Annotated in this window: 22 protein-coding genes and 1 pseudogene; 10 read left to right on the plus strand and 13 right to left on the minus strand. The window is 64.3% G+C overall.

All coding sequences use genetic code 11. From position 1 onward, the window contains the following. Positions 1 to 36: 36 nt before the first annotated feature. The 3 genes from LTI14_RS10455 to LTI14_RS10465 are packed head-to-tail and all read right to left on the minus strand — an operon-like array spanning position 37 to position 3,941. Positions 37 to 1,176 carry a sensor histidine kinase gene (locus LTI14_RS10455; RefSeq protein WP_241476451.1) on the minus strand — a complete coding sequence of 380 codons (1,140 nt, stop codon included), beginning with the start codon at positions 1,174 to 1,176 and terminating at the stop codon, positions 37 to 39. Next, entirely contained in the window at positions 1,173 to 1,880 is a 708-nt protein-coding gene (locus LTI14_RS10460) for a response regulator transcription factor (protein WP_241465853.1), read from the minus strand. Before LTI14_RS10460 ends, LTI14_RS10455 begins: the two co-directional genes overlap by 4 nt. A gap of 15 nt (positions 1,881 to 1,895) precedes the next feature. Continuing rightward, positions 1,896 to 3,941, minus strand: a complete 2,046-nt coding sequence (locus LTI14_RS10465) for a glycoside hydrolase family 9 protein (RefSeq protein ID WP_241476452.1) — start codon at positions 3,939 to 3,941, stop codon at positions 1,896 to 1,898. Between the two features lie 267 nt (positions 3,942 to 4,208). On the opposite strand from LTI14_RS10465, the gene LTI14_RS10470 reads away from it, so the two are divergent. After that, positions 4,209 to 5,198: an aldo/keto reductase gene (locus LTI14_RS10470; protein WP_241470710.1), complete on the plus strand. Its 990-nt coding sequence runs from the start codon at positions 4,209 to 4,211 to the stop codon at positions 5,196 to 5,198. A gap of 210 nt (positions 5,199 to 5,408) precedes the next feature. On the opposite strand, the gene LTI14_RS10475 is transcribed toward LTI14_RS10470, so the two are convergent. Further along, on the minus strand, positions 5,409 to 5,621 hold the full coding sequence (locus LTI14_RS10475) for a hypothetical protein (protein WP_241465858.1): 213 nt from the start codon (positions 5,619 to 5,621) through the stop codon (positions 5,409 to 5,411). Between the two features lie 196 nt (positions 5,622 to 5,817). On the opposite strand from LTI14_RS10475, the gene LTI14_RS10480 reads away from it, so the two are divergent. Further along, positions 5,818 to 6,018 (plus strand): hypothetical protein, encoded by a 201-nt coding sequence (locus LTI14_RS10480; protein WP_241465859.1) that lies wholly within the window; start codon positions 5,818 to 5,820, stop codon positions 6,016 to 6,018. On the opposite strand, the gene LTI14_RS10485 is transcribed toward LTI14_RS10480, so the two are convergent. From LTI14_RS10485 to LTI14_RS10495, 3 genes are all read right to left on the minus strand, one after another. Then, positions 6,011 to 6,340, minus strand: a complete 330-nt coding sequence (locus LTI14_RS10485) for a putative quinol monooxygenase (RefSeq protein WP_241470709.1) — start codon at positions 6,338 to 6,340, stop codon at positions 6,011 to 6,013. The genes LTI14_RS10480 and LTI14_RS10485 overlap by 8 nt on opposite strands. A 65-nt stretch (positions 6,341 to 6,405) precedes the next feature. Next, on the minus strand, positions 6,406 to 7,191 hold the full coding sequence (locus tag LTI14_RS10490) for an acetoin reductase (RefSeq protein WP_241465862.1): 786 nt from the start codon (positions 7,189 to 7,191) through the stop codon (positions 6,406 to 6,408). Positions 7,192 to 7,262: 71 nt separating this feature from the next. Beyond that, a complete protein-coding gene (locus tag LTI14_RS10495) occupies positions 7,263 to 8,036 on the minus strand; it encodes an IclR family transcriptional regulator (RefSeq protein WP_241470708.1) in 774 nt (257 codons plus the stop codon). Between the two features lie 216 nt (positions 8,037 to 8,252). On the opposite strand from LTI14_RS10495, the gene LTI14_RS10500 reads away from it, so the two are divergent. The 5 genes from LTI14_RS10500 (at position 8,253) to LTI14_RS10520 (ending at position 15,935) form a co-directional block, all read left to right on the plus strand. Beyond that, positions 8,253 to 8,834 carry a hypothetical protein gene (locus tag LTI14_RS10500; RefSeq protein ID WP_241465865.1) on the plus strand — a complete coding sequence of 194 codons (582 nt, stop codon included), beginning with the start codon at positions 8,253 to 8,255 and terminating at the stop codon, positions 8,832 to 8,834. Beyond that, complete coding sequence (locus LTI14_RS10505; RefSeq protein ID WP_241476453.1) at positions 8,834 to 10,444, plus strand: GMC family oxidoreductase; 1,611 nt, start codon at positions 8,834 to 8,836, stop codon at positions 10,442 to 10,444. The genes LTI14_RS10500 and LTI14_RS10505 overlap by 1 nt, the downstream gene beginning before the upstream one ends. Positions 10,445 to 10,491: 47 nt before the next feature. Next, the gene (locus LTI14_RS10510) at positions 10,492 to 13,368 is read left to right on the plus strand and encodes an FAD-binding and (Fe-S)-binding domain-containing protein (RefSeq protein WP_241476454.1); all 2,877 of its coding nucleotides are present in this window, start codon (positions 10,492 to 10,494) and stop codon (positions 13,366 to 13,368) included. 232 nt (positions 13,369 to 13,600) lie between these two features. Beyond that, entirely contained in the window at positions 13,601 to 14,176 is a 576-nt protein-coding gene (locus LTI14_RS10515; protein WP_241476455.1) for a PadR family transcriptional regulator, read from the plus strand. Between the two features lie 199 nt (positions 14,177 to 14,375). After that, complete coding sequence (locus LTI14_RS10520; protein WP_241476456.1) at positions 14,376 to 15,935, plus strand: ABC1 kinase family protein; 1,560 nt, start codon at positions 14,376 to 14,378, stop codon at positions 15,933 to 15,935. A gap of 57 nt (positions 15,936 to 15,992) precedes the next feature. Here the strand turns inward: LTI14_RS10520 and LTI14_RS10525 are convergent, their stop codons facing one another. Together LTI14_RS10525 and LTI14_RS10530 are read right to left on the minus strand one after the other, a co-directional pair. Further along, positions 15,993 to 17,459, minus strand: coding sequence for a protein adenylyltransferase SelO (locus tag LTI14_RS10525; RefSeq protein WP_241465873.1), 1,467 nt, complete (start codon positions 17,457 to 17,459; stop codon positions 15,993 to 15,995). A 209-nt stretch (positions 17,460 to 17,668) separates the two neighbouring features. Further along, positions 17,669 to 18,109 (minus strand): DUF1622 domain-containing protein, encoded by a 441-nt coding sequence (locus LTI14_RS10530; protein WP_241476457.1) that lies wholly within the window; start codon positions 18,107 to 18,109, stop codon positions 17,669 to 17,671. A gap of 828 nt (positions 18,110 to 18,937) precedes the next feature. Here LTI14_RS10530 and LTI14_RS10535 point away from each other — a divergent pair. From LTI14_RS10535 to LTI14_RS10545, 3 genes are read left to right on the plus strand one after another with little or no spacing between them, the layout of a single operon-like run. Continuing rightward, positions 18,938 to 19,666, plus strand: a complete 729-nt coding sequence (locus LTI14_RS10535; protein ID WP_241476458.1) for a GAF and ANTAR domain-containing protein — start codon at positions 18,938 to 18,940, stop codon at positions 19,664 to 19,666. After that, a complete protein-coding gene (locus LTI14_RS10540) occupies positions 19,663 to 20,001 on the plus strand; it encodes a hypothetical protein (protein WP_241476459.1) in 339 nt (112 codons plus the stop codon). Before LTI14_RS10535 ends, LTI14_RS10540 begins: the two co-directional genes overlap by 4 nt. A gap of 5 nt (positions 20,002 to 20,006) precedes the next feature. Then, the gene (locus LTI14_RS10545; protein ID WP_241476460.1) at positions 20,007 to 20,774 is read left to right on the plus strand and encodes a GAF and ANTAR domain-containing protein; all 768 of its coding nucleotides are present in this window, start codon (positions 20,007 to 20,009) and stop codon (positions 20,772 to 20,774) included. A 113-nt stretch (positions 20,775 to 20,887) separates the two neighbouring features. Here the strand turns inward: LTI14_RS10545 and LTI14_RS10550 are convergent, their stop codons facing one another. The 4 genes and pseudogenes from LTI14_RS10550 to LTI14_RS10565 form a co-directional block, all read right to left on the minus strand. Beyond that, the gene (locus LTI14_RS10550; protein WP_241470700.1) at positions 20,888 to 21,043 is read right to left on the minus strand and encodes a DUF6131 family protein; all 156 of its coding nucleotides are present in this window, start codon (positions 21,041 to 21,043) and stop codon (positions 20,888 to 20,890) included. A 393-nt stretch (positions 21,044 to 21,436) separates the two neighbouring features. Next, positions 21,437 to 21,925: a cytochrome b5 domain-containing protein gene (locus tag LTI14_RS10555; protein WP_241476461.1), complete on the minus strand. Its 489-nt coding sequence runs from the start codon at positions 21,923 to 21,925 to the stop codon at positions 21,437 to 21,439. Then, positions 21,922 to 22,350, minus strand: a complete 429-nt coding sequence (locus tag LTI14_RS10560) for a hypothetical protein (RefSeq protein ID WP_241465882.1) — start codon at positions 22,348 to 22,350, stop codon at positions 21,922 to 21,924. The genes LTI14_RS10555 and LTI14_RS10560 overlap by 4 nt, the downstream gene beginning before the upstream one ends. Before the next feature lie 326 nt (positions 22,351 to 22,676). After that, positions 22,677 to 23,093, minus strand: a pseudogene (locus LTI14_RS10565) (hypothetical protein); the annotation flags it as partial.

Consider the following 23,093-nt stretch of genomic DNA (forward strand, 5'->3'; position numbering starts at 1 on the left):
AGTCGCCTGCGATGGGGCGGCAGATAATCAGATCCTTTATGGAACCTTCATCAAGTCTTGGGTGCCCTGAGGCAGCTCGACCGTGAAGACGGCTCCCTTTCCGGTCCCCTCGCTGAACGCCCAGACGGATCCTCCATGAGCGGTGACTATGGAACGCACGATCGCGAGTCCGATCCCAGATCCACCGTGGGTGCGGTCGCGTGCGCTGTCCACGCGGTAGAAGCGCTCAAAGAGGTGGGCAAGGTGTGCCGGGTCGATTCCGTGGCCGGTGTCGACGACGTCGACGGTCACATGGGATCTGGATGCCCGTGCACTGAGGGTCACCTCGTCGCCGCGCTCGGTGTGGTGCAGTGCGTTGTCCAGCAGATTGGTCAGGACCTGACCGATGCGGTCGCGATCCGCGGTGATCGTCACGGCTCTTGCGCGGTTGCCGATCTTGATCTCGAGGTTCACCCCGGCGGCCTGATAGCGAGCGCGGATCTGGGCAGACGCGGCATCCAGGAGCTCACCGAGCTGGACCGGGGCGAGCCGCAGGTCCAGGCACCCCTCTTCTGCGGCGCTGACCAGAGAGATGTCCTCAGCAAGGCGTGTGAGGCGCTCGGTCTGTTCTCTGAGCATGACCAGGGTTTCGTCGTCGGCGTGGGCGATCCCGTCCTGCATCGCTTCGAGATATCCGTCAACCGTGGACACCGGTGTGCGCATCTCGTGGGCCAGATCTGAGAGCAGGCGCTTGCGAGTGAGCTCAGTGCGGTCCAGCTCTGCGGCCATGCTGTTGAACGCGACCATCAGCTCAGTGAACTCTGCTCCGATGCTGCTCTCCGGGACCCTCGCGGAGTAGTCGCCGTCCGTGATCTCGACGACCGCAGAGCGGATCTTGCGGATCGGCCTGACCAGCCGGCGCACGAGGATCACGGTGACGACGACGGAAGTCCCGAAGGCTGTCAGGAGGGCCAGCAGGAGGGACAGTCTCCATGCCGCATCGAATGCTTCCTCGGCGTGGGCGACGATGCCTGGATCGGGGTTGGAGGTTTCGACCATCTCCATATGGTCATCGAAGATTGCCGGTCCCACGATGAGAGCAACGACCCAGGCAGTCACCACCGCCACACCCAGCACAAGGATGAGCGCCGCCAGGATCCGGGTGCCCAGCCCGGTGAATCGCCTCTGCCCGATCAACGTGGCGGTCCCGTCTTGTACCCGATGCCACGGACCGTGTGGATGAACCGGGGGTTCGCGGAATCATCCCCCAGCTTTCGGCGGAGGTGCCCGATATGGACATCGACCAGGTGTTTGTCTCCGAACCACTCATCACCCCACACCTTGGTGATCAGTGCGCTCCGACTCTGTGCCACTCCGGGTTCCGCGAGAAGCGTCGCCAGGAGCTCGAACTCGGTCAAGGTGAGATCCACGAGCTGACCCCGCAGTTGAACTTCACGTCCCGCCAGATCGACGCGGAGGTCCCCCAGCTGGTAGGTGACGAGATCCGAGCCGGAGGCGTTTCGTGGCCTGCGCAGCATCGCCTTCACGCGCAGCACCAGTTCTCGTGGGCTGAAGGGCTTGGTCACATAGTCATCGGCGCCGACGGACAGTCCGATCAGACGGTCCACCTCCTCGGCGCGGGCCGTGAGCATGATGATGTAGCAGTCCGAGAACGTACGGATCTGTCGGCAGGCTTCCACGCCGTCCAGGCCAGGCAGGCCGAGGTCAAGGATGACGACGGCGGGGCTCTGTTCGCGAACGATATCCACGGCGTGGGATCCATCTCCGGTCGCCACGACGCGGAACCCATCGCGGATGAGGTATTGCTCGATCAGGTGGACCAGTGGCGCCTCGTCGTCCACCACCAGGATCTTCATGGGACCTTCCCCGACAGCTGACATGGTCCCGATACTAGATCAGCCTGCGCGACCCATGTCGTCGAGCCAGCTGGCGTGCCAGGCCAGGGCGGCGTTCCAGTTGATCGTCGTCTCATTGGTGGACCAGGAGTCAGACGCGTCGATGTAGCAGAACTGCGGCGCGCAGCCGGAGAGATCGCCCTGTGCCGTGGGATCGCCGAGGACGGAGTTGGCCCCGCCGGCAAGCTTGCCGGCGGGGAACGGCGGCAGCCGCTCGTGATCGGCCGCGTACCAGCGGCTGTGCATGTTTTCAGAGAAGTACGTGCCGTAGCCGGAGACGTAGGAGTTGTTGATCGCGTTGCGGCCCAGGACATAGTCGATGGCCTCGATCCCGGCTTCGCGGTACCGGGTCTCGCCGGTGAGGTCGAAGGCGGTGGCGATCACCGCGGCGTTGTTGAGCACCATATGGTTCGACCCCCAGTCGTATTCCTCCGGGGCATAGGGGTGGCCGAAGGGCTGATCCTGCTGGACCGCCAGATAGGCGTCGGCGGCGTCGACCACGGAATCGATCACCGCCTCACGGTCCTCCAGGTCGCTGTCCACGGTCGCTAGATCCAGGCGGGCGGCAGCGGCGGTGTTCTTCCAGTCGAAGGCCGGGGTGCCGAAGACCTGATCCTCGGCGCCGCCCACATGATGCACGTTGGTGCGCACCGCGTCCTCATAGCTGGCTGACCCCGTGGTCAGGTACAGCTGCGCGGCCGCCCAATAGAACTCGTCGCTGAACTCGTGATCGTTATAGGGACCACCGCCGGGATTCGGGTCAACACCGTCGGGGCCCCGGAAGATGCTGGAGTGCTCGGCGGCGGCAGCCCAGGCAGATTCCGCAGCGTCGAGCAGCTCATCGGCGAACTCTTCGTCGAACTGGTCATAGAGGCGGGCGCCGTGGGCTGCGGCGGCTGCCAGGTTCAGCGTCGCGGCGGTGGAGGGCCGGTGCAGATACCGCGGCATCGGGTCCTCGTGCGGGAGGGTGTCCATTCCGGTCCAGGCGATGTCGTGCAGCTTGTGGTGCGCCATCCCGCCGGCATCGATCTCGACCCCGTCGATCGTCATCCAGGTGTCGGCGGGCACCTGCATGGAGAGCATCCATTCAAGGTTCCAGCGAGCCTCGTCAAGGATGTCCGGCACCCCGTTGCCCCGCTCGGGGATCAGCAGGGTCTCGTCACCCAAGGCCTCGTCCACGGCTACCTCGGCGTTCTGGCTGCGCTCATAGGTGGCCAGCAGCTGCCACACCGAGATGCCCGAGTTGACCACGTATTTGCCATGGTCGCCCGCGTCATACCAACCACCTGCAGCATCCAGGGCGTAGCCCTCCGGACAGCGCCACGCCTCGGGGTCGCCGTAGACGTCCGCGCTGGCGTGCTGCTCCGCCCCGTTCCACACGAAGCGCTCCGCGGGCAGGCAGGGCACCTGCAGATCCCCCCGGTTGGGGACGTCGGAGTCGGGCAGGTCTTCCCATGGGGGCACGAATTCCGTGACGTGCCCGGCAGGGCGCTCATACTCCTGCCTCTCGAGGCTCCCGTCGACCTCGATCGGTTCAATCGCGATGCCGGATCGATGCGTGTAGTAGACGTTCAGGGCATCATGGCGCAGTGAGGTGTATAAGTCCTCGGTGATGTCGAAGGGGTAGCTCTGCTCGCCCTCGGCGGTCAGCGTGTAACCCGCCCCGGAGTCGCCGTGATCGCTGAAGTCGATGGTGTGGACGTCGAGTCCCGCCGACGGGTCGAACCCTTGCGGGGTCGACTCTCCTTGCGCGGCGAGCCCGCCGTCGTCGTCGAGCAGCTGCCAGCTCACCGCTTCCTGCTGCTCGGTCACCAGGGTGGCGCGCTTCGGGCCGTCGGGCAGGTAGCCGAGCTGGTTGACGCGCACGCGTGGCCCGGTCTCATGCCCGAAGGACGCCGCTGCCGACTCGTCATTGCTGGACGTTGAGCCCTCGTCGGCGTGGGTATTCTCGCTGGCGCAGCCCAGCAGGGCGAGGACGGTGACAGCTAGGGTCGCCGCCCCTCTGGCGGGGAGGAAACCGACTCGCTGAGTGGACCTGGGGTGCATCGAGGATCCTTGGTTCGGCGGGGGACGGCCCGCTTCGGTGAACGCTGAGCAGCAACACTGGTTCTGCGGCTCCTCAACGCAGTTTGGCACGACCAACTCAGATGTCAATGGCTTGAGTCGGGGCTGACTTGGCTGAGAACGATCCGGCCCGCGTCGCAGCGGCGGTGAATGTGAGTGCCCCTCCGAGAACGTGCCGAGAAATAAACCTCGACCTAGGTGGTGTTCTCCCGGACAAGACCACCCACAAGCTTGAGGATTTCTGATCGTATGGGCGACATCCACCACCTGCTGAACAACACCATCGGCTTCGGCACGGCACCCCTGGGCAACATGTTCCGGGAGATCCCCGAGGACGAGGCGCTGAGCACAATCGAGGCTGCCTGGGACGCCGGCATCCGCTACTTCGACACCGCCCCGTTCTATGGCGCCGGTCTTGCCGAGAAGCGCCTCGGCGCCACCCTCGGAAAGAAGCCGCGCGATGAGTTCCTGCTCAGCACCAAGGTCGGGCGCTACATGTCCGATGAGACCGAGGAGAAGGAGGGACTCTTCGCCGACGGGCGCAGCAACAAGGTCATCACCGACTACACCGCCGAGGCCACGCGGAAGTCGCTGGAGCAGTCCATGGAGCGCCTGGGCACCGACCGGCTCGACTTCGTGTTCGTCCACGACATCTCCCGGGACTTCCACGGCGACGAATGGATCGCGAAGTTCGAAGAGGCCCGCACCGGCGCGTTCCGCGTCCTCACCGAGATGCGCGAGCAGGGTCTGATCAAGGGCTGGGGACTGGGCGTCAACACCACGGAACCCATCGAGCTGGCCATGCAGCTGGAGGAGACTCCTCCCGATCTGAGCCTCTCGGCCACCCAGTACACGATCCTCCAGCACGAGAAGGCGCTGCAGCGGATGATGCCTCGCGCCAAGGCGCAGGGTGTCGGGATCATCGTCGGCGGACCGTACAACTCCGGAGCGCTGCTGGGCGGGGACCACTTCGACTACACCGAGGCGCCGCAGTCGGTGAAGGATCAGGTGGCCTCGCTGTCAGCCGTGGCCGCCCGCCACGACGTCGACCTCAAGGCGGCCGCGCTGCAGTTCTCCACCGCCCACCCCGCGACCGTCGCAGTGATCCCCGGTTCAAGCCGGCCGGGCCGGATCTCTGAGGACATCGCCGCGCTGTCCGCGACGATCCCCGGCGACTTCTGGGATGAGCTGGTCCAGGAAGGCCTGATCTCAGCCAAGGCACCGCTGCCGCAGGCCTGATAGCCACGGCGGTGTCTTGAGTTCGTAGTCCCAGCGTCGCCGCCGGAGGCAGTGTCGCATCGCCTCTAGCGGTCCCTCGGGGTCAGTTCTATCGTGGGTGCAATGCGTCCCGTGCGCATGGGGGCGTGTTTCAGATGAGAGCTGTCTACCGGGAGCGGAGGCGTGCAGCTGATGGAAGGACCGATCGAGAACCTGACCAACTCTGTGCCGTCATGGGGTGCGAAGATGGCGTTCGGCGAGAGCATCACGATCGGCGGTCGCGAGCTGGTTCCTGCGGCCCTGGTCATCTTCGGCTTCGGCGGTGGCGGGGGTTCGGGCAGAGTCCCGCCGAGCGGGGAGGACCCGGAAAGAGAAGGCGAAGGCAGCGGTGGCGGGGGCGGCGGCTGCGTCTTGCCGATCGGTGCGTATGTCGATGGTCCCCACGGGCCGAAGTTTCAGCCCAACCCGGTTGCCACGGTGATCGTGAGCGCGCCGCTCGTGACTGCCCTCGGCTGGGCGGTGGCCCGGATCATCACCGCCGCAGGCGGGACCGCAGGAACGCCTGCAGCCAGAGGCCACCGGCTCGTGAACCAGCAGACGCGTTCACGGAACCGCAGGACTGGCTTGGTGAGTCTGCTGAGTGCCGGAGCTCCTCGACGTCGAACCGTGGGTCTTCTCCGTGGTCGTGCACGCGGAGCGTCAGGGCCGCACGGACCTCTTCGGGGGCATCGTTCCCGATGAGAAGCCTGAGCCGGGCGTCGTCGACGGGGAACACGATCGCTGTTCCGCTCAGACGCACCTCGACCCCGAACCTGCAGTGCGGGTTGCGGTCTTCAGCTGACCTTCATCTCCCCCATCTCATCCCAGCCTGAGCCTTCGACCTGGCGAGAGATGATCTCCGGCGTCGCGACCAGAGCCTCGTGCATCGGGCTGCCCGGGGCAGTGGCAGTCCTGAAGTGCTCAGACTCCACGTGAGGTTCCGCGCCGTCGTCCTCGAAGGCCTCTACCAGCACGTACTGGTTGGTGTCGTCGAGGCTTCTGGACCATTCGAACCACTTGTTCCTCGGCTCTGCGCGCGTGGCTTCGGTGAACGCGCGGGTGATCTCCGGCCACTGCTCAGCGAGCTCCGGCTTGACTTGGAATTTCACGACGATCAGGATCATGTCTTCTCGCTCCTTCTTGGGTTTTTGGTCGGCGTCACCCGCTGCCGTTGGTGCGGGGTCCAGTCTCAGGAGAACTGCATCCCTCCGTCGACCAGCATCGTCTGGCCGGTGATGTAATCGGAGTCCTCCGAGGACAGGAAGGACACGAGGCTGGCGACATCGCTGGGTACTGAGACGCGACCAAGCAGAATGTCGCCCGCGTACTTCTTGATCGCCTCGCCCTTCTGGAGGCCCTCTTCGGCGGCGAGCTTTTCATCGATGAGGTCCCACATGGCTGTTCCCACGATCCCTGGACCGTAGGCGTTGACCGTGATTCCGTACTGGGCCCACTCCATGGCCGCGGCCTGGGTCAACCCTCGCACCGCCCACTTGCTCGCTGAGTAGGGCGACAGGAGGGCGAAGGGACGGAATGCCACGATGGAGGCGGCGCCGATGATCTTTCCACCGGTGTTCTGCCCCATCATCTGCCGGGCGGCTGCGCGGTAGGAGTGAAAGACCCCCGTGACGTTGACGTCCATCACCTTCTGGAAGTCCTCAGTCTTGTAGTCCAACAGCGACTGGACCTGGGCGATGCCTGCATTGGCCACGAAGACATCCAGGGATCCCCCGGTCTCCACTGCCGTGCGGACCAGCGCATCGACCGAGGACTCCACGGTCACGTCCACCTCGGCGGCGCTCGCATGTCCGCCTGCGCCGGTGATCGTCTCCACGGTCTCGGCTGCTTCTTCCTGCATGCCTGGCAGATCCGCGACGACCACGTGCAGACCGTCCTGGCCGAGCCTCTCCGCAATGCCACGCCCGATTCCGCGTCCGGCTCCCGTGACGACGGCGACCCTCAGTTGTGCACTCATGCGCTGTTCTCCTCAGGTGTGATGGTCAGCACAGTCTGTGGTGCGTCAGACGAGACGAGCCAGAAGCTCTCTCATCCGGTGAGAACGGTCTTCGATCCGGCGCGCATATACCGACTGCATCGGCCGGCATATTCGCGCAGAGCAGCTTCGATCTGTGGTTCCAGTCCAGCGGCTCGGCGTGCGGACATGCTGACAGCGATCGCGCCGACGTTGACTCCGCTGGCACCGCGAACGGGTACGGCTGCGCAGGTTGTCCTAGGCAGAAACTCCTCGTGCTCCCACGCGATCCCCCGGATCGAGACGGTGTCGAGGTGTTCATCGAGCAGGTCAGGGCGGGCGATCGTGTGAGGAGTCAGGATCGGCATTCCTCGTGCATCGAGATAGGACCTCCTCTCCTCCTGCGGCATCGAAGCGAGGAGGATCTTGCCGAAGGCCGTTGCATGCGCGGCCTCATGGAATCCGAATCGCAGAGGGCGCAGCCGTGGATGCTTCTCGCAGTCGGAGAGGTGTGTGAGCACTATGTCCGAGCCGCGGTAGACCGCGAAGTAGGCAGCCGTCTCCATGGTGCGGTGAAGCTCATCCGTAGCCTGTCGGATGGGGGAGGGTGCCACCAGGCGCTGGCGGAAGGACAGCCCGAGGTCGAAGCACTTGGGCCCCAGCTCGAAACGTCCGTCCTCTTTGAGGTGCACGAGGTATTGAGTCGCCACGAGCTCACTGAGGAGGCGATAGACGCTGGGGAGCGGGATCTCCAAGCGCTGGGCGACTTCCTTGGCTGTGGCGCTCCCAGACGCCGCGACGGCCTCCAGGACAGCGAAGGTTCGGTGGATCACGGCAATGGCTGGCATGGGACCTCGTCTCGTCAGGACTCAGGAATCGTGGGCTCGAAGGGCTTGCTCGGGGTGTTCTCGCCCGGTGAGAACCTACCTGTCGAACAGTGTCCCAGATCACATACCGTTAGAGAACAATCACGAGACGATCGCGTGCAGGTCTCCACAGAAACCCCATCGTGACGGGGCCCCGGGCGGACCTGTCGGCGAGGCTGATCTACAAAGGAGCATCCGATGGTTTTCCCCGCGAAGTACCCCTCGCTCAACGCGACCGAGATGACGGAGGAGGCCCGCCAGACCCTTATCCGCGTGCTGCGCGTCGCTTTTCCTCACCAGTGCGTGCCGGACGGACCCTATGAGCGCACTGCCGACACCATCCTGACAGAGGCGCAGAACGAGACCTGGTTCCGCGTGGCGCTGACTCAAGGGCTGCTCTCGTTGAATCAGCTGTCCGATGGGGACTTCCGCAGCCTGGACGATGCCGCTGCGCTGCGGGTCCTGCGCCGCGTAGACGGCACGGAGTTCTTCGGCTTCGTCCGTCGCACCGCAGTGCTGAACCTCTATGACGATGCGGAGGTCTGGACAGCCCTCGGCTATGAGGGGGCATCGTTCGACCAGGGCGGATATATCAATCGAGGATTCAACGATCTCGGCTGGCTGCCAGATCCGCGCGTCGAGTTTCCCGAGGGGGAGACCATGCCGGAGATCGCCCCCGGTGCGACCGGGGCTCCGCGTCCGGCGGCCGGGGGACAGAAGACCGACAGCACCAATCAGCCGGGCGCGACCAGCTCGGATATGGAAGAGGTGAAGAAGTGATGTCATCCGTTCCCGAGAATCACACACCCGGAGAAAGCGTCACCGGCTACAGCGTCGCCCATGACGAGGAAGCAGTCGTCATCGTCGGGTCCGGTGCCGGCGGAGGCACCCTTGCCTATGAACTCACCTCGAAGGGGATACCTGTGGTCGTGCTCGAGGCGGGGCCCTACCTCACTCATGACGACTATATGAACAACGAGTGGGAATCCTTCAACCAGATGGCATGGTTGGATCCCAGGACCACCTCAGGGTCCTGGCGAGTTGCTCGTGACTTCCCCAATCTCCCGGCATGGATCGTCAAAGCGGTGGGCGGGACCACCACCCACTGGTCTGGCGCGACTCCACGCTTCAAGGATCACGAGTTCAAAGCCCGCAGCGTGTACGGCCGGGTCGATGGCGCCAATCTGTTGGACTGGCCGATCGGGCTCTCAGATCTGGCTCCTTTCTATGACCGCGCAGAGAAAGCGATGGGTTCCACACACGTCCATGGCCGTCCGCCGCTGCCGGCGAACAACAACTACAAGGTCTTCGCCAACGGTGCCGAGCGTGTGGGCTATAAGTTCTACGCCACAGGCCCCTACGCCACCAACGCCGAGGAGTACGACGGGCGTCCGGCGTCGATCCAGGACGGCTTCAACTTCCAGGGAGACAAGAACCGGTCCAAGTGGTCCACCCTGGTCCGTGAGATACCGCGCGCCGAAGCAACCGGGCTTCTGGACCTGCGCCCCAACTCCCAAGCCGTGCAGATCACCCATGACGCCGAAGGCCGAGCTGACGCCGTGCTGTACCTCGACGAGGAGGGAAGCCTGCATCGCCAGGCGGCGAAGATCGTCTGCGTGGCGGGCAACTCCATCGAGACCCCTCGCCTGCTGCTGCTCTCCGCGACGCCGAGTTTCCCAGACGGGCTCGGCAACTCGTCCGGGCAGCTGGGTCGCAACTACATGCGGCATCTGACAGGCACGGTCTGGGGCCATTTCGAGGAACCGGTGCGCATGTACCGCGGAGAGACGATGGCGGGCATGATCGGAGACGAGTCGCTGCACGACCCTGATCGAGGCTTCGCCGGGGGCTACTATCTCGAAACCATCTCGCTGGGCCCGGCCTTCATGGCCGCGTTCGTCGAGCCCGGCACCTGGGGTCCAGACTTCGCGAAGCTTTTGGACGCCTACACGAACTCTGCCGGCATGTGGATCGTCGGGGAGGACATGCCACAGGAGACCAACCGGATCACGTTGAACACCACTCTCAAGGACAAGAACGGCCTCCCGGTCCCCAATGTCCACTACGACGATCATGTGAACGACGTGGCGATGCGCGAGCATGCCTACGCCGCGGGCGAGAAGGTCTATGCAGCAGTAGGGGCACGCTCTACGCACCGGACACCGCCGTACCCCTCCACGCACAATCTCGGGACCGCACGGATGAGTGAGCGTCCCGAGGACGGGGTGGTGGACCGTTGGGGACGTTCCCACGACGTGAAGAACCTGTTCGTCTCGGACGGTTCCGTCTTCACCAGTGGAGCGGCCGCGAATCCCACCCTCACGATCGTTGCGCTCGCCATTCGTCAGGCCGACTACATCGCCGAAGAGCTCAAAGCGCAGCGGATTTGAGCCCCAGCAGGAGCAAGTCCGCTGACCATCGGGGAGGCAGCTCCACGTTGACGGAGGTCCCCGCCGATCTCGTCGACGCGCTGCGAAGCGTCGTGGGCGAGGTCGGGGTGCGTGCGACAGACCGCCTGGGGGCCGCCCATGATGCCTCGCACTACCTGCTCACTCCCCAAGCCGTGGTGCGGCCGAACTCCATCGAGGAGGTCGCCGGACTGTTCCAGACAGCTCGACACCTGGGTCTCGGGGTGACCTTCCGCTCGGGGGGAACCAGCCTGTCCGGACAGGCCGTCACGGAGAACCTGCTGGTGGATGTGCGAAGGCACTTCGGCTCCATAGAGGTGCTCGACGGCGGCGCCAAGGTGCGCTGCGGCCCCGGGGCTGTGCTGAGCCAGGTCAACGCTCGACTGCGGCGATATGGGCGCAAACTGGGCCCGGACCCCGCCAGCGAGATCGCGTGCACGATCGGGGGAGTGGTGGCGAACAACTCCTCCGGCATGGCGTGCGGGACCGAATCCAACACCTACCGGACCCTCGACTCCTGTGTGCTCGTGCTGCCCAGCGGCACCGTGGTCGACACTTCGATTGCCGACGCTGATCTGCAGCTCGCCCGCGCTGAGCCTGAGCTGCATGAGGGCCTGGGTGCGCTGCGCGACCAGCTGCGAGCCGACCCGCTCGCCGTCGAGCGGATCCGGACGCTGCATGCGATCAAGAACACCATGGGCTACGGTCTGAACTCCTTCCTGGACCACACCGACCCGGTCCGAATCCTCGAGCATCTGATCGTCGGCAGCGAGGGCACGCTGGCGTTCCTTGCGCAGGCGACCTTCCGCACGGTGGAGATCAGACCGCACGTGGCCACGGGGCTGCTCATCTACCCCGACCTTGCCGCCGCGACCGCCAGCCTGCCCGATTTGGTGGCGGCGCAGCTTGCCACGGTGGAACTCCTGGATGCGACCAGTCTGCGAGTCTCCCAGCGTGATCCGAAGTCGCCGGAGGAGATCCGGGGCCTCATGGTCGAAGATCACTGTGCGCTGCTGGTGGAGTTCCAAGAGCCCGATGAGCAGGCGCTTCAAGACCGGCTCGAGGCTGCGGCGCTGCTCTGGGAACGGCTTCCCCTGAGTCGCCCCGCCCAGCTGACCACCGACGCCGGTCGACGGGCCGCCTTCTGGCACACCCGAAAAGGTCTGTTCGCTGCTGTCGCGGGCAACCGGCCCTCGGGCACCACGGCGCTTCTGGAGGACATCGCGGTTCCAGTCGCTCGGCTCGGGGAGACCTGTACGGCTTTGACCGAACTCTTCGACACATACGGCTACGCCGACGCCGTGATCTTCGGTCACGCCAAGGACGGCAACATCCACTTCATGGTGACCGAGACCTTCGACGGGGAATCACCAGAGGAACTGGACCGATACGAGGCGTTCACCGAGGACATGGTCGAGTGTGTCTTGGCGCGCGGTGGAACACTGAAGGCCGAGCACGGAACGGGCCGGATCATGGCCCCCTTCGTGCGGCGTCAGGTCGGAGACGACCTGTATGCCGTGATGGAGAAGCTCAAGGCCCTCGTGGATCCGCACCAGATGCTCAACCCTGGAGTGCTCCTGACGCAGGATCCTCGAACCCACCTGAAACATCTCAAGACCTCGCCGAGGGTCGAAGAAGAGGTCGATCGGTGCGTCGAATGTGGGTACTGCGAACCCGTCTGTCCCAGCCGCCGGCTGACCACCACACCGCGTGAACGGATTGTGCTTCGTCGGGAGATCGCAAGGGCCGAGGCAGCCGGAGACGCAGCGCTGGCGCAGACTCTCCGCCGGGAGTATGAGTACGAGGCCGTCCAGTCCTGCGCCGTCGATGGCATGTGTGAGACGGCCTGCCCGGTATTCATCAACACCGGAGACCTGGTGCGGCGCCTGCGCGCTGAGACCCGGTCTGCGCCCGACCAGAAGGTCTGGAAGGCGGCGGCGAGGCAGTGGACGAGCGTGAGTCGGGCAGGGTCTTGGGCTCTGACGGCGGCTGACCACATGCCGTCGGTTCTGCCGCGTGCGGCGTCTGATCTCGCGCGACGTGTCCTCGGCGAGGAGGCGTTTCCACAGTGGACCGATGACCTGCCGCGCGGAGGGCGGGCTCGTCCTGTGCGGCAGGACGCCCAGGCGGAGGTGCTCTGGTTTCCCAGCTGCACGCAGACGTTGTTCGGTGCGGCTGAAGGTGCTGACCCGGATGGGCGACGCAGCGGTGTGGGCGAGGCGTTTCAGCGGCTCTGTGATGTGGCCGGAGTGCGGGTGCGCACACCCGAATCGATGCCGTCGCTGTGCTGCGGGACACCGTGGAAGTCCAAAGGCCTGTCTGAGGGGTACGAGCTCATGCGCAGCAAGGTCGCCGCCGCGGTGTGGGAGGCCTCTGACGCTGGAAGGCTGCCGGTCGTCAGTGACGCGAGCTCTTGCACCGAGGGTCTCGAGGCGCTCCTGCTGGCGTCTGGTGAGCCGGTCGCAGACATCGAGGTCGTGGACGTGGTCACCTTCGCCGCACAACGGCTTCTGCCCGCGCTGCAGGCCCGGAAGCTGCTGCCCGCGCCGATGACGCCCTCTGTGATGCTGCACCCCACCTGCTCGTCTACACGGCTCGGACTGAACTCTGATCTCGATGTACTGGCAGCCGCTGTGGCGGGTCAGGTGTATACCCCGCAGGACTGGGGATGCTGCGCATTCGCCGGAGACCGAGGCATGCTGCACCCCGAGCTCACGGCCTCAGCGGTCGAGGCGCAGGCTGCGGAGGTGCGCAGCGTGCGTGCCGCGGTGCACGCGTCCACGAATCGCACGTGTGAGATCGGGATGACCCGCGCGACCGGTGAGCCATACAGACATATTCTTGAGCTGCTCGACGACGCGGTGTTGCCGCAAGGCCGGGGCCGAACACCGGAGGAGCCTTCGTAGACCTGTAGCGAGGTGAGGGTCGAGTGGCTCAGTCGCAAGTTCACGATTCCAGAACTGGACTGGACACCGACGAAGCGGAAGGTTTCATGCCAGCAGGTCAGTACGGTGACTCTGCTCTGGGCTGATGAAATGACCTTGACCCCGTTTCGTCACATCCTCACGCCAGGTTTCTCGCCGATATATCGTTAAGTCTGATCGGGCCCACAATGGGCGCGGCGCTTAGGAGGCTGTTATGACTGGATCATTTTCAGGCGACTCACATGGCCGGGGCATCTTCGGAGACCGTCGGCCACCGGTGGGAGGGCCACCAGCTGACCTTTGGGACGCGATGGACCAGCTGCGTGGTGCATTCAAGGACAAATCGGCTCCGCGAGCGAACCGCGGCGATGTCCGAGCGGCGGTCCTTGCTCTGCTGGCCGAGCGCTCCATGCACGGCTACCAGATCATCCACGAGATCGAACAGCGCAGCGGCGGCGCCTGGAAGCCCAGCCCAGGCTCGGTCTATCCCACCCTGCAGCTCTTGGCGGATGAAGGACTGATCCACGCCGAGACAGAGGGTGGACGCAAGACCTACTCACTGACCGAAGAAGGCCGTGAGGCCGCAGAGGCCGCTGATCAGTGGCCTGCGCAGTGGCAGGGCCCTGGGCACCGCGGCCACGCAGTTCGCACCCTGTCCAAGGCCGGCATGGAGCTTGCTCAGGCAGCCGCGCAGGTCGGCCGTTCCGGAACCCCCGAACAGATCTACCAGGCGGAGCAGGAACTGGACCAGGTGCGCCGGAAGCTCTACGCCATCCTTGCTCAGGACTGAACGGCGTGACTGCAGCACGTGACGCCTGGGGCCGCGGCTTCCAGGGAATCGAGTGAACCCAACGACCAGGACGCTGCGCGCCCGGTACCGTCGGATTCTCCGGTTTGCCGCACTTCATCTGATCCAGGTGTGGTGGTTCGAGCTGTTCCTGCCGCGAATCGGTCTTGCCCGACTCGCAGCAGTCGGGCGATCTCGACGAATGCGGCGTCTCGCGCAGCGGTTCCATGTCTTGGCTGTGGACCTCGGCGGGCTGATGATCAAGGTCGGCCAGTTCCTCTCCTCGCGACTAGACGTGCTGCCTCCCGAGATCACCAAAGAGCTGGAGGGGCTGCAGGACGAGGTGAGTCCGGTCGCCTTCTCTGCCATTCAGACCGCCGCCGAGAAGGAACTCGGCGTCCCGCTGGAGCAGGCGTTCGCCTACGTCGACCCGACCCCGCTTGCCGCTGCCTCGTTGGGCCAGGCGCATCGCGCCGCACCTTCGGCGCAGGACGCCGAGTTGGCCGGTTTCGCAGCCGCGGTCGTGAAGATCCAACGTCCCGGCATCGGTGAGATCGTCGACGTCGATCTGGCCGCACTGCGACGGGTGAGCCGATGGCTGTCCCGGATCCGGCTGGTGAGCAACCGGGTGGATGCGCCTGCACTGGTCGAGGAGTTCGCCGCGACCAGCATGGAGGAGATCGACTACCTCCACGAGGCTGCCAACGCTGAACGGTTCGCCGCGAACTTCGCCGAGGATCCGCGCGTCTCCGTTCCTGACGTCATGTGGGAACGCACCACGCGACGGGTCCTCACCCTGCAGGACGTGACCGCGATCAAGATCAATGATGTGGAGAGGCTCAAGGCCGCGGGAATCGACCCAGCAGAGGTCGCCACACAATTCGCGAACGTGATGTTCGACCAGATCTTCGTCCACGGGTTCTTCCATGCCGACCCGCATCCCGGGAACATCTTCGTCACGCCGACCCCCTCGGAGGGGAATCCCCTCGCAGAGGGGGGACAGGCACCTCACTGGCACTTGACCTTCATCGACTTCGGCATGATGGGCGAGATTCCGGAGACTCTGCGGGACGGGCTGCGCCGGGTGTTCATCGCCGCAGCCTCGCGTGACGGCAAAGGGCTGGTCGACGCCATTCAAGAGGTGGGTGTGCTGCTTCCCTCGGCCGACACTGCCGAGCTTGAACGAGCGATGACACAGCTCTTCGCCCGATTCGGCGGCATGGGGTTCGCAGAGCTGAAGGAGGTCGACCCGCGCGAATTTCGGGACTTCGCCAAAGAGTTCGGTGACCTGGTTCGCTCCCTGCCATTCCAACTGCCAGAGAATTTTCTGCTGATGCTGCGGACGGTGTCTCTCATCTCGGGAGTCTGCAGCACACTGGATTCCAGATTCAACCTCTGGGACGCCATCGAGCCCTATGCCGAGCAGCTGATCCGCGATCAACGCAGACCTGCGGTCCAGGACGCCGCCCAACAGGCAGTGGCGACGGTGGCTACGGCGCTCCGGCTGCCGGGACGGCTCTCGGAAGCAGTCGACGGCATCGAGGCCGGGCGCATCGCGGTGCGCACCCCGGATCTTGATCGGCGGATCACAGCTCTGGAACGCGTAGGTCGGCGGATCATCTCAGCAGTTCTGTTCACCGGGCTGCTGGTCACAGGGACATTGCTGCGAAGCGACGACAGCCTCGTCGGCTCCGCCCTCATCGCGGCATCCCTCATCCCGCTGCTGCACGCGGTCTTCCCGTCGCGCAGAGGCGGGAACTGAACGAGAGGTTCACATGCATGCCGGGCCTCGAGGGTTCGTTCGTGGCGGGAAGGGAATTCAGGTCCCACAGAAGGTGCGGTAGGGGCCAAAGCTCGCGGGCGCTTCAGAGGCGTATCGAACGAACCTTTCACGCTCGTGGTAAGGATCGGTCACGGCCTCCAGGAGTTGGTGGAACGGTGCCAAGTCACCGTCGGTTGCCGCTTCAAGGGCTTCCTCTACCAGGTGGTTTCGCGGAATGTAGACAGGGTTGACCCTGTCCATCTGCTCTGCGTTCGGGTTGAGGCCGCGCCAACCATCTAGCCAAGCGTCGAGTGCCCCCAGATCCCGAGCCTTCTGTCGAACAGGCCTCACGTCGCCGCGGGCAGCGTGGTTGAGTGCTCGGAAGAACGAGGTGTAGTCGAGCGATTGCTCCTGCAGCAGAGTCATCACGTCGTCGACCACCGGGGTGCATACCTCGTCGTCCAGGTCTTGAGACAACCCGAGCTTGGTCTTCATGCCAAGAAACCAGGCAGCGCTGTACTCGCGGCGGAATGCGCCCAGGGCCTCCTGCGCCAGGGCGATGGCCTGCTCGTCGTCGTCGTTGAACAGGGGGAGCAGGGTCTCAGCAAATCGGGCGAGGTTCCATTCGGCGATCGCGGGCTGATTTCGGTACGCGTAGCGGCCGCTCTGATCGATGGAGCTGAAGACCGCAGCGGGATCGTAGGCGTCGACGAATGCGCAGGGGCCGTAGTCGATGGTCTCCCCAGAGATGGCCATATTGTCGGTGTTCATCACGCCGTGGACAAAGCCGACCAGCATCCATTGAGCCACCAGCTGGGCTTGAGCAGAGACCGCCGCTGTGAACAGTGCGAGATGAGGATTCTCAGCGTCCGCGGCGACAGGGGCATGCCGGGCAATGGCATGATCGGCCAGACGGCGGACCAACTCGCTGCCACCGATGGCACTGGCGTATTGGAAACTGCCTACGCGCAGGTGGCTGCTGGCCACGCGGGTGAGCACCGCTCCCGGCAGCGGCTTCTCGCGCCGCACGACGTCACCGGTGGCGAGGACCGCCAGAGAACGTGAGGTAGGAATGCCGAGGGCGTGCATGGCCTCGCTGATGACGTATTCGCGCAGCATCGGGCCCAGCGCAGCTCGACCATCGGCACCGCCGCGGGCGAAGGGAGTCCGTCCTGATCCTTTGAGATGTATATCGCACAGCTGGCCTCCGACGTCGGTGAGCTCGCCCAACAGCAGCGCGCGGCCGTCACCCAGGCGCGGCGAGTATGACCCGAACTGGTGGCCAGAGTACCCCTGAGCTACTGGCGCAGCGCCGCGGGGCACTCGGTTGCCGATCAGCAGACGGACGCCATCGGGGCTCTCTAAGTCTGCGGGATCGAGCCCCAGGTGATCAGCCAGGGGTCTGTTGAGCACAATCAGCCGCGGGGCGGTGGCCACCTCGGCCGACCACGGGATCGACAGCTCCGGAAACTCCTCCGCGAAGCGGCGATCCAGTGAGATATCGGGTTGTGCTGGGGCGCTCATCGGGGGCGACTCCTCGCGTTCTTCCACATGAGAGAACTGGTCTTCCAGGGCCGGCACCGCTGTCGCAGAGCAATGTCGTGCGCATCATCGAAGTCGTGCGCTCTGAAACTCATCACGTGCATGTCTGAGAGTTGCGCAGTGTCCCGGGCATGGGCCCAGACTAGACCACGAGGTGGTGCAGGACCCTGCGGCTGGGCCCTGCCCTTCCGCTAACTCTCGCGGGGATCTTGAGGGCGGGCGCCAGGGTTGCTGCTTTCGCCGCCACACGTACACCGAGCGACGGGGTTGCCCCATACATCTCCTCGCACGCCCCCGTGAGAAGTCTGCCACGGCCAGCGTCCGGTCATTTCGAGCTGGAGGGTGAAACTCAGGAACGTACGAATAAGGACTATGAGACCGAGCGCGAGTATTGCGTCCACGGAGAACCCGATAGCTACTGTCCGGATGATGTCCGCAGCGATGAGGATCTCCAGTCCCAGGAGAATAGATCGTCCGACCCAGCGGCGGTACTCCTCGAAGACGAGGCTCTTCCGGCGAAGGTATCTCCAGCCAGCGAGTCCAGAGGCGATGCTGATTCCGACCACCATCACAACCACTCCAGCGGCATCTACGGCTTTGCCGATGGAATCAATGATCGCGTCGAAATCCATAGTTCCTCCGTAGCCCAGAATGCCGCTTGTGACCCACAGTATCTTCGGCGCATACGAACGCGCGGCTGCTCCCGACTGAGATCTGGATCTGAGAAACGCCAGCTGCGCGCAAACAACGTCGCGCGTCGCCTGAGGGAGGAAGGTGGATGCGGTCCTGGGTCAGGCAGCCATCATGATCGATGGGCAGGGGACCGGGAAGCAGTTCGGTGGTCGGGTGCAACCAGCGCACGCGTGATGCCAGCTCAGCGGACAGATGGAGCAGGGGGGGACTTTGGGCCCTAGGCGGCGATGGATCCATTGGATACGCTTCGGCCATAGCTCAAGCAGCCGGGCTCTTGTTACTTCAGACAAGGGTGCCCCATGGAGCACATTTCCCGAGTAGTCATCAGCACCTCCGGGGCGTCTGGACCGATCATCGTAGGGTTGGCGGCCTTGGAGATGTATTTCGCTGGACACCGTGTTCCCAAGGGTCTTCCAGAGATCGCACTGGCGACACCGCACTTTCCGCGGCCGTGCGTGGTGGATGAGTCTGCCGCCATGAGAACTCGGGACCCGCAGTGGGACTCCGGCTCGCGCTCGGAACCGCGGTCGGACAACACCTACGAACGGCGCCCGTTCCTTCGCTGAAGTTCGCTGACGGGTGCGGCCCCGAGCAGAGAGAAGAATCTCCATCCCGTCTGAAAGAACAAGAAGTTCCCGTTCCCATGACCTACCCGCGAGCAAGACCCCACGCTGACCTGTGGGGATCCTGCTGAACTGAGGATTGCGTCACTTCTTATCGGTGCTGCCTGTTGTGGGCTCCATCGGTGCCGCCAGAAGGAGATCTTGATGCCGACTGAACTACCGCGTGATGAACTGTTTCTAGTGTTCGCCCGCGTCGATGGCATGCTGCTCAGCGAGGAAACCGTTGAACACGCGGTTGAACTCCTCGCCCAGGCAGCCAAGAGAACTGTTCCGAGGGCCATCGGAGCCGGCGTGTCATTGATCAGCAGCGCCGGCAGCAGGGTGAGTGCCGGAAGCACTGACCGGGTGGTGCGCGAGGCCGATGATCTCCAGTACGCGACCGGCGAGGGCCCGTGCCTGAGTGCTTGGGCGTCGCGCATGATCGTCAACGTCAATGACGTCGAGTCCGATCGCCGCTGGCCGAATTGGTCTGCCGCCGTCGTCGGGCTGCCGGTCCGGTCGGTGCTGAGCACGCCGCTGCAGCACAAGGAGACCATTGTGGGTGCGATGAAGGTCTATTCCGCCGCGGAACATGCTTTCACACTGGAGAGCGCACGGCTGTTGACGATGTTCGCCGGGCCGGCTGCCGCGCTGCTTGCGCATGTGCAGGCGAAAGACCTCCCGGTGAAGCTCAGCGAATCCATAAGCAATGCCATGGGCCAGCGCGACATGATCAACATCGCCAAAGGCGTCGTGATGGACCAGCATGGGTTCGACAGAAACGCCGCCACCCGTCATCTGATCCAGGTGGCCCGAGCCGAATGCGTGACGATGGGGGAGACTGCGCAACGCATCATCGCCGCCGGTTGGCGGCAAGGCGGCAATCGGTCGTGAAGGATTCCAATTCACCAAAGCCGTCACGGCCTGACGGTGATCCGTCCTCGGCTGGGAGGGATGAGTCGCAGCGACAAAACCTGGGCAGAGCGGTGCGCCATTCCGCCCTACCGCTGAAGAGGCTGTGGCTGCATTATTTCAGTATGGGCGGCACTGCCGGTGAGTACGAGCTCAATGCCTACATCCACAGCTTGTACTCGTTGCCCGAGTTCCAGCAGGACATTCTGGCCCAGGCCGCCAACGAGATGATCGATATGCTCCCCTCGCCTCCCCGAGCGTCGTACAGCGATGAAGCGGATCACGACTGGGCGTCAAACGCAGAAATCCAGAGGTAGGAACCATGCATAACGGAGAAGGAACCCCGACTCCGAACGAGGCAAAACAGGGACAACCATCCGGGCCCGACCAGGGGAGTGCCGCTGGTGAGCATCAGCTGGCCTCACAGCTCGGTGATCTGGTCCGTTCTCTCAACCAGGAGAGCCCGGAGGCGATCCTGGAGCTCGTGGTGGCCGCCGCCATCGAGCTGATTCCCGGTGCCGAAGAGGCCTCCCTGAGCGTCGTCACCGGGCGAGAGGAAGTCGAAACTGTGGCTCCCTCCAGCGAGCTGCTCAGAAGGTTGGACGATCTGCAGGTGGAATTGACCGAAGGTCCCTGCCTCGAGGCGATCTATTCGGAACAAACCATCCGCGTGCGGGAGATGGCGACCGAGGCTCGGTGGCCCGTCTTCGCTGAAAAGGCGACCGAAGCCGGAGTGGACAGCATGTTGGCCTTCCAGCTCTATGTGGTCGGAGACAACCTGGGTGCGCTGAACCTCTACTCCAGTCAGGTCGACGCGTTCGACGATGACTCTGAGCATGTCGGGCTGATCGTCGCCTCACATGCCGCGGTTGCCCTCGCCGACGCCCAGCAGGTCAGCCAGCTCCACGAGGCGGTGCAGAGCCGGGACGTGATCGGACAGGCCAAGGGAATCTTGATGGAGCGCTATAGGATCACCGACCATCAGGCCTTTCTGCTGCTGGCCAAGGCCAGTCAGCACACCAACAAGAAGCTGCAGGTTCTTGCCGAAGACCTGGTCAACAGCGGCGAACTCAGCAGCGGGACCAAATGAGTCTAGAAGCCAGACTTGGGCGGGTCCGAGCAGTCGGGGACCGGAGACTGGTCAGGTGCAAGCACCCGTTCCGGGTCCTGTTGTGACACGACGAGGGCGATCCCGCCCATTGGTCACCAGTAGTGACGCCGTCCTCCGACAGCGCGGCCGAGAGAGCCCAAGATCCAGAGGATGGCACCGGCCACAACCAGGATGATGCCGATCGTCCAGAGGATGGAGATGTCAATGACGGCTCCCACGATCAATAGGATGATGCCCAGAATAATCACGAGGTAATTCCTTTCCGTGGGGCGCGGAATTGGCCCCTCATTCGTTGAGGTTACCGCTGGAGATCAAACGTCGGAAGAGGCGAATGGCGAAAGTTTCCCCTCATAGGGCGGGAGAACAGCGTTGAGCCCCCGATACGGCGCCGAAGCGGGGCCCGCCGCGCGGACACCCGGTTTGAATGCTGGGCAGTCTTCTGTGATGCCGAGTTCCGCGAGACTAAGACCAGTCCGATCGACCCGCGGGCACCTGAGTGGGTATCCATCGCAGGGCCCTATGAGCTGCGCATTCTCTGAGCACCGTCATGCCCGGACTTTCCACAACGTCGTCGCAGTGGCTGGATCACTGTCCATCTTCTGGATCAAGGCGGTGGCGCTTCTGGTTTCCGCGTCTGGTGATCAGCCCTCAAGGGTGCCGATCTCGAACTCCGCGAGTTGTCCTTCGGGGCGCTCGGCGCCGCCGTGCTGAGCTTCGAAGGCTTCTGCTGCGTCGGTGCCGCACAGTCCTTCGATCCGGTCGGCTCCTCCTGGATGATTTTCGATCCAGTCTGTGAGGTCGTAGACGGTCCCGTCCATGACTGCCCAGCACGAGTCGGGGGAATCATTCTGCTCTACTTGATCCATGGTCAGGACATCGTCAGAAGGTTCCGGCTGCTCTTCCGCTTCGCTGTCCTCAGTTGGGTCCTCATCTGTGTCGGTGTTCTCGTTCTCTGCCTGATCGGTGTCGGTCTCCTGAGTGCTCTCGGCCTCCTCTGCCGATTCAGTCTCGGGGGCTTCTTGATCTTGGTCTGCGCCTTGCCCGCATGCGGAGAGGAGCAGCAAGCTTCCGGCTGCGACGGGGGCCAGGAGAGATCGTCTCCAGTTGGTCTTTCGCGCGAGGGTGTTCATGAGTGTGCTCCTTCTGGATAGTGATTACGAAGTTCGGGCGAACGTCGGGCGTCGCCGCTACGTTCGCGGGAGAAGGCCCAAGCGATGAGCCACGTGGCCATCGCAGCGATCACCAAGGCTCCGCTGAAGTGGAGAGTCAGTGTCATGGCGCTGCCGACGAGAGCCTGGAGGAATGTCAGAACGAACAGCAACACCGCGGTGACCGCAGGAATCAGCCCGGTCTTGGTCCCCCACGCACGGAGAACGAGGGCCAGCGCCAGCGCACCAGAGGTGATGTGGAGTCCGACGGCTGCCACGCCATGGACATCGAGTCCGCGAAAGTCTTGGACGTAGAGACCTGCCGCAGCAAAAAGAAGGCCTAGGGCGACGAAATTAGCCAGGGCCAGGCACCGAGCCGCGCGGAGAAGAGCTGGGGAGGAGAACATGGGATCTACAGCTCACATTCTGTTCTGGTCTGGGACTCGCGCAGGGAGTTCGGAGCCTCGGGTGGGGATCCCCGCCGGGGAGAGCAATTGAGCGGGGCATCCGTGGAATAGCTGAGTACCGCTTGATTTCGTCTGAGGAAGGGGTGTTCTGCAGCGGGTGCCGGAAAGGGGGCGGTATTTGATGGCCCGTTATGACGGTGGCCCCACAGAACCTGGAGGGATCTGTAGGGCCACCACTCTGTCTTCACCATGATCTGCGCCGCTGAAGCAATATGGGTCACGACCCGCGAGGGAGGTCGATCACCCTGCTGGTTAGGCGCGAAGGATCAGGACTCGACGGTGCGCTGGCGCATGAAGAAGGCACCGGCACCGATGGCGCCGAGGGCGAGTGCGCCGCCGCCGGCGGCCATGGCCACACTGGCGCCCTGTGAGCCGCCGGAGACGCCGGTGTCGGCGCCGCCTTCAGGCATCCCGTCCATCTGCGAGGCGGTCAGGGTGCCACAGGCAGCGGGAAGAGTCGCAGCGTTGGGCAGGGACTCATCGAGCTCGCTCTGCTTGTTCGCGGCTTCCTCGGTCAGCACGGCTGGGTCCACGCCGTGGACCACGACGACGCCGGTGCCATCGACGATGGAGGCCAGCACGTCATCGGGGATCTCCAGGCTGCGCTCGTAGGTGTAGCTGCTGCCCCCGGGGAACCGCTCGACCGCGAGGCCGGAGTCCGGTGAGGTGTCGCCTTCGGTGGT

It is taken from the genome of Nesterenkonia sp. YGD6 (assembly GCF_022565895.1).
Lineage (GTDB): Bacteria > Actinomycetota > Actinomycetes > Actinomycetales > Micrococcaceae > Nesterenkonia.

Coding starts and splice junctions, on each gene's coding strand:
- LTI14_RS10545 (WP_241476460.1), top strand. CDS start 20,007: ATGCATAACGGAGAAGGAACCCCGACTCCGAACGAGGCAAAACAGGGA.
- LTI14_RS10525 (WP_241465873.1), bottom strand. CDS start 17,459: ATGAGCGCCCCAGCACAACCCGATATCTCACTGGATCGCCGCTTCGCG.
- LTI14_RS10470 (WP_241470710.1), top strand. CDS start 4,209: ATGGGCGACATCCACCACCTGCTGAACAACACCATCGGCTTCGGCACG.
- LTI14_RS10560 (WP_241465882.1), bottom strand. CDS start 22,350: ATGTTCTCCTCCCCAGCTCTTCTCCGCGCGGCTCGGTGCCTGGCCCTG.
- LTI14_RS10495 (WP_241470708.1), bottom strand. CDS start 8,036: ATGCCAGCCATTGCCGTGATCCACCGAACCTTCGCTGTCCTGGAGGCC.
- LTI14_RS10460 (WP_241465853.1), bottom strand. CDS start 1,880: ATGTCAGCTGTCGGGGAAGGTCCCATGAAGATCCTGGTGGTGGACGAC.
- LTI14_RS10465 (WP_241476452.1), bottom strand. CDS start 3,941: ATGCACCCCAGGTCCACTCAGCGAGTCGGTTTCCTCCCCGCCAGAGGG.
- LTI14_RS10535 (WP_241476458.1), top strand. CDS start 18,938: ATGCCGACTGAACTACCGCGTGATGAACTGTTTCTAGTGTTCGCCCGC.
- LTI14_RS10520 (WP_241476456.1), top strand. CDS start 14,376: ATGCGGCGTCTCGCGCAGCGGTTCCATGTCTTGGCTGTGGACCTCGGC.
- LTI14_RS10500 (WP_241465865.1), top strand. CDS start 8,253: ATGGTTTTCCCCGCGAAGTACCCCTCGCTCAACGCGACCGAGATGACG.
- LTI14_RS10490 (WP_241465862.1), bottom strand. CDS start 7,191: ATGAGTGCACAACTGAGGGTCGCCGTCGTCACGGGAGCCGGACGCGGA.
- LTI14_RS10530 (WP_241476457.1), bottom strand. CDS start 18,109: ATGGATTTCGACGCGATCATTGATTCCATCGGCAAAGCCGTAGATGCC.
- LTI14_RS10555 (WP_241476461.1), bottom strand. CDS start 21,925: ATGAACACCCTCGCGCGAAAGACCAACTGGAGACGATCTCTCCTGGCC.
- LTI14_RS10485 (WP_241470709.1), bottom strand. CDS start 6,340: ATGATCCTGATCGTCGTGAAATTCCAAGTCAAGCCGGAGCTCGCTGAG.
- LTI14_RS10505 (WP_241476453.1), top strand. CDS start 8,834: ATGTCATCCGTTCCCGAGAATCACACACCCGGAGAAAGCGTCACCGGC.
- LTI14_RS10515 (WP_241476455.1), top strand. CDS start 13,601: ATGACTGGATCATTTTCAGGCGACTCACATGGCCGGGGCATCTTCGGA.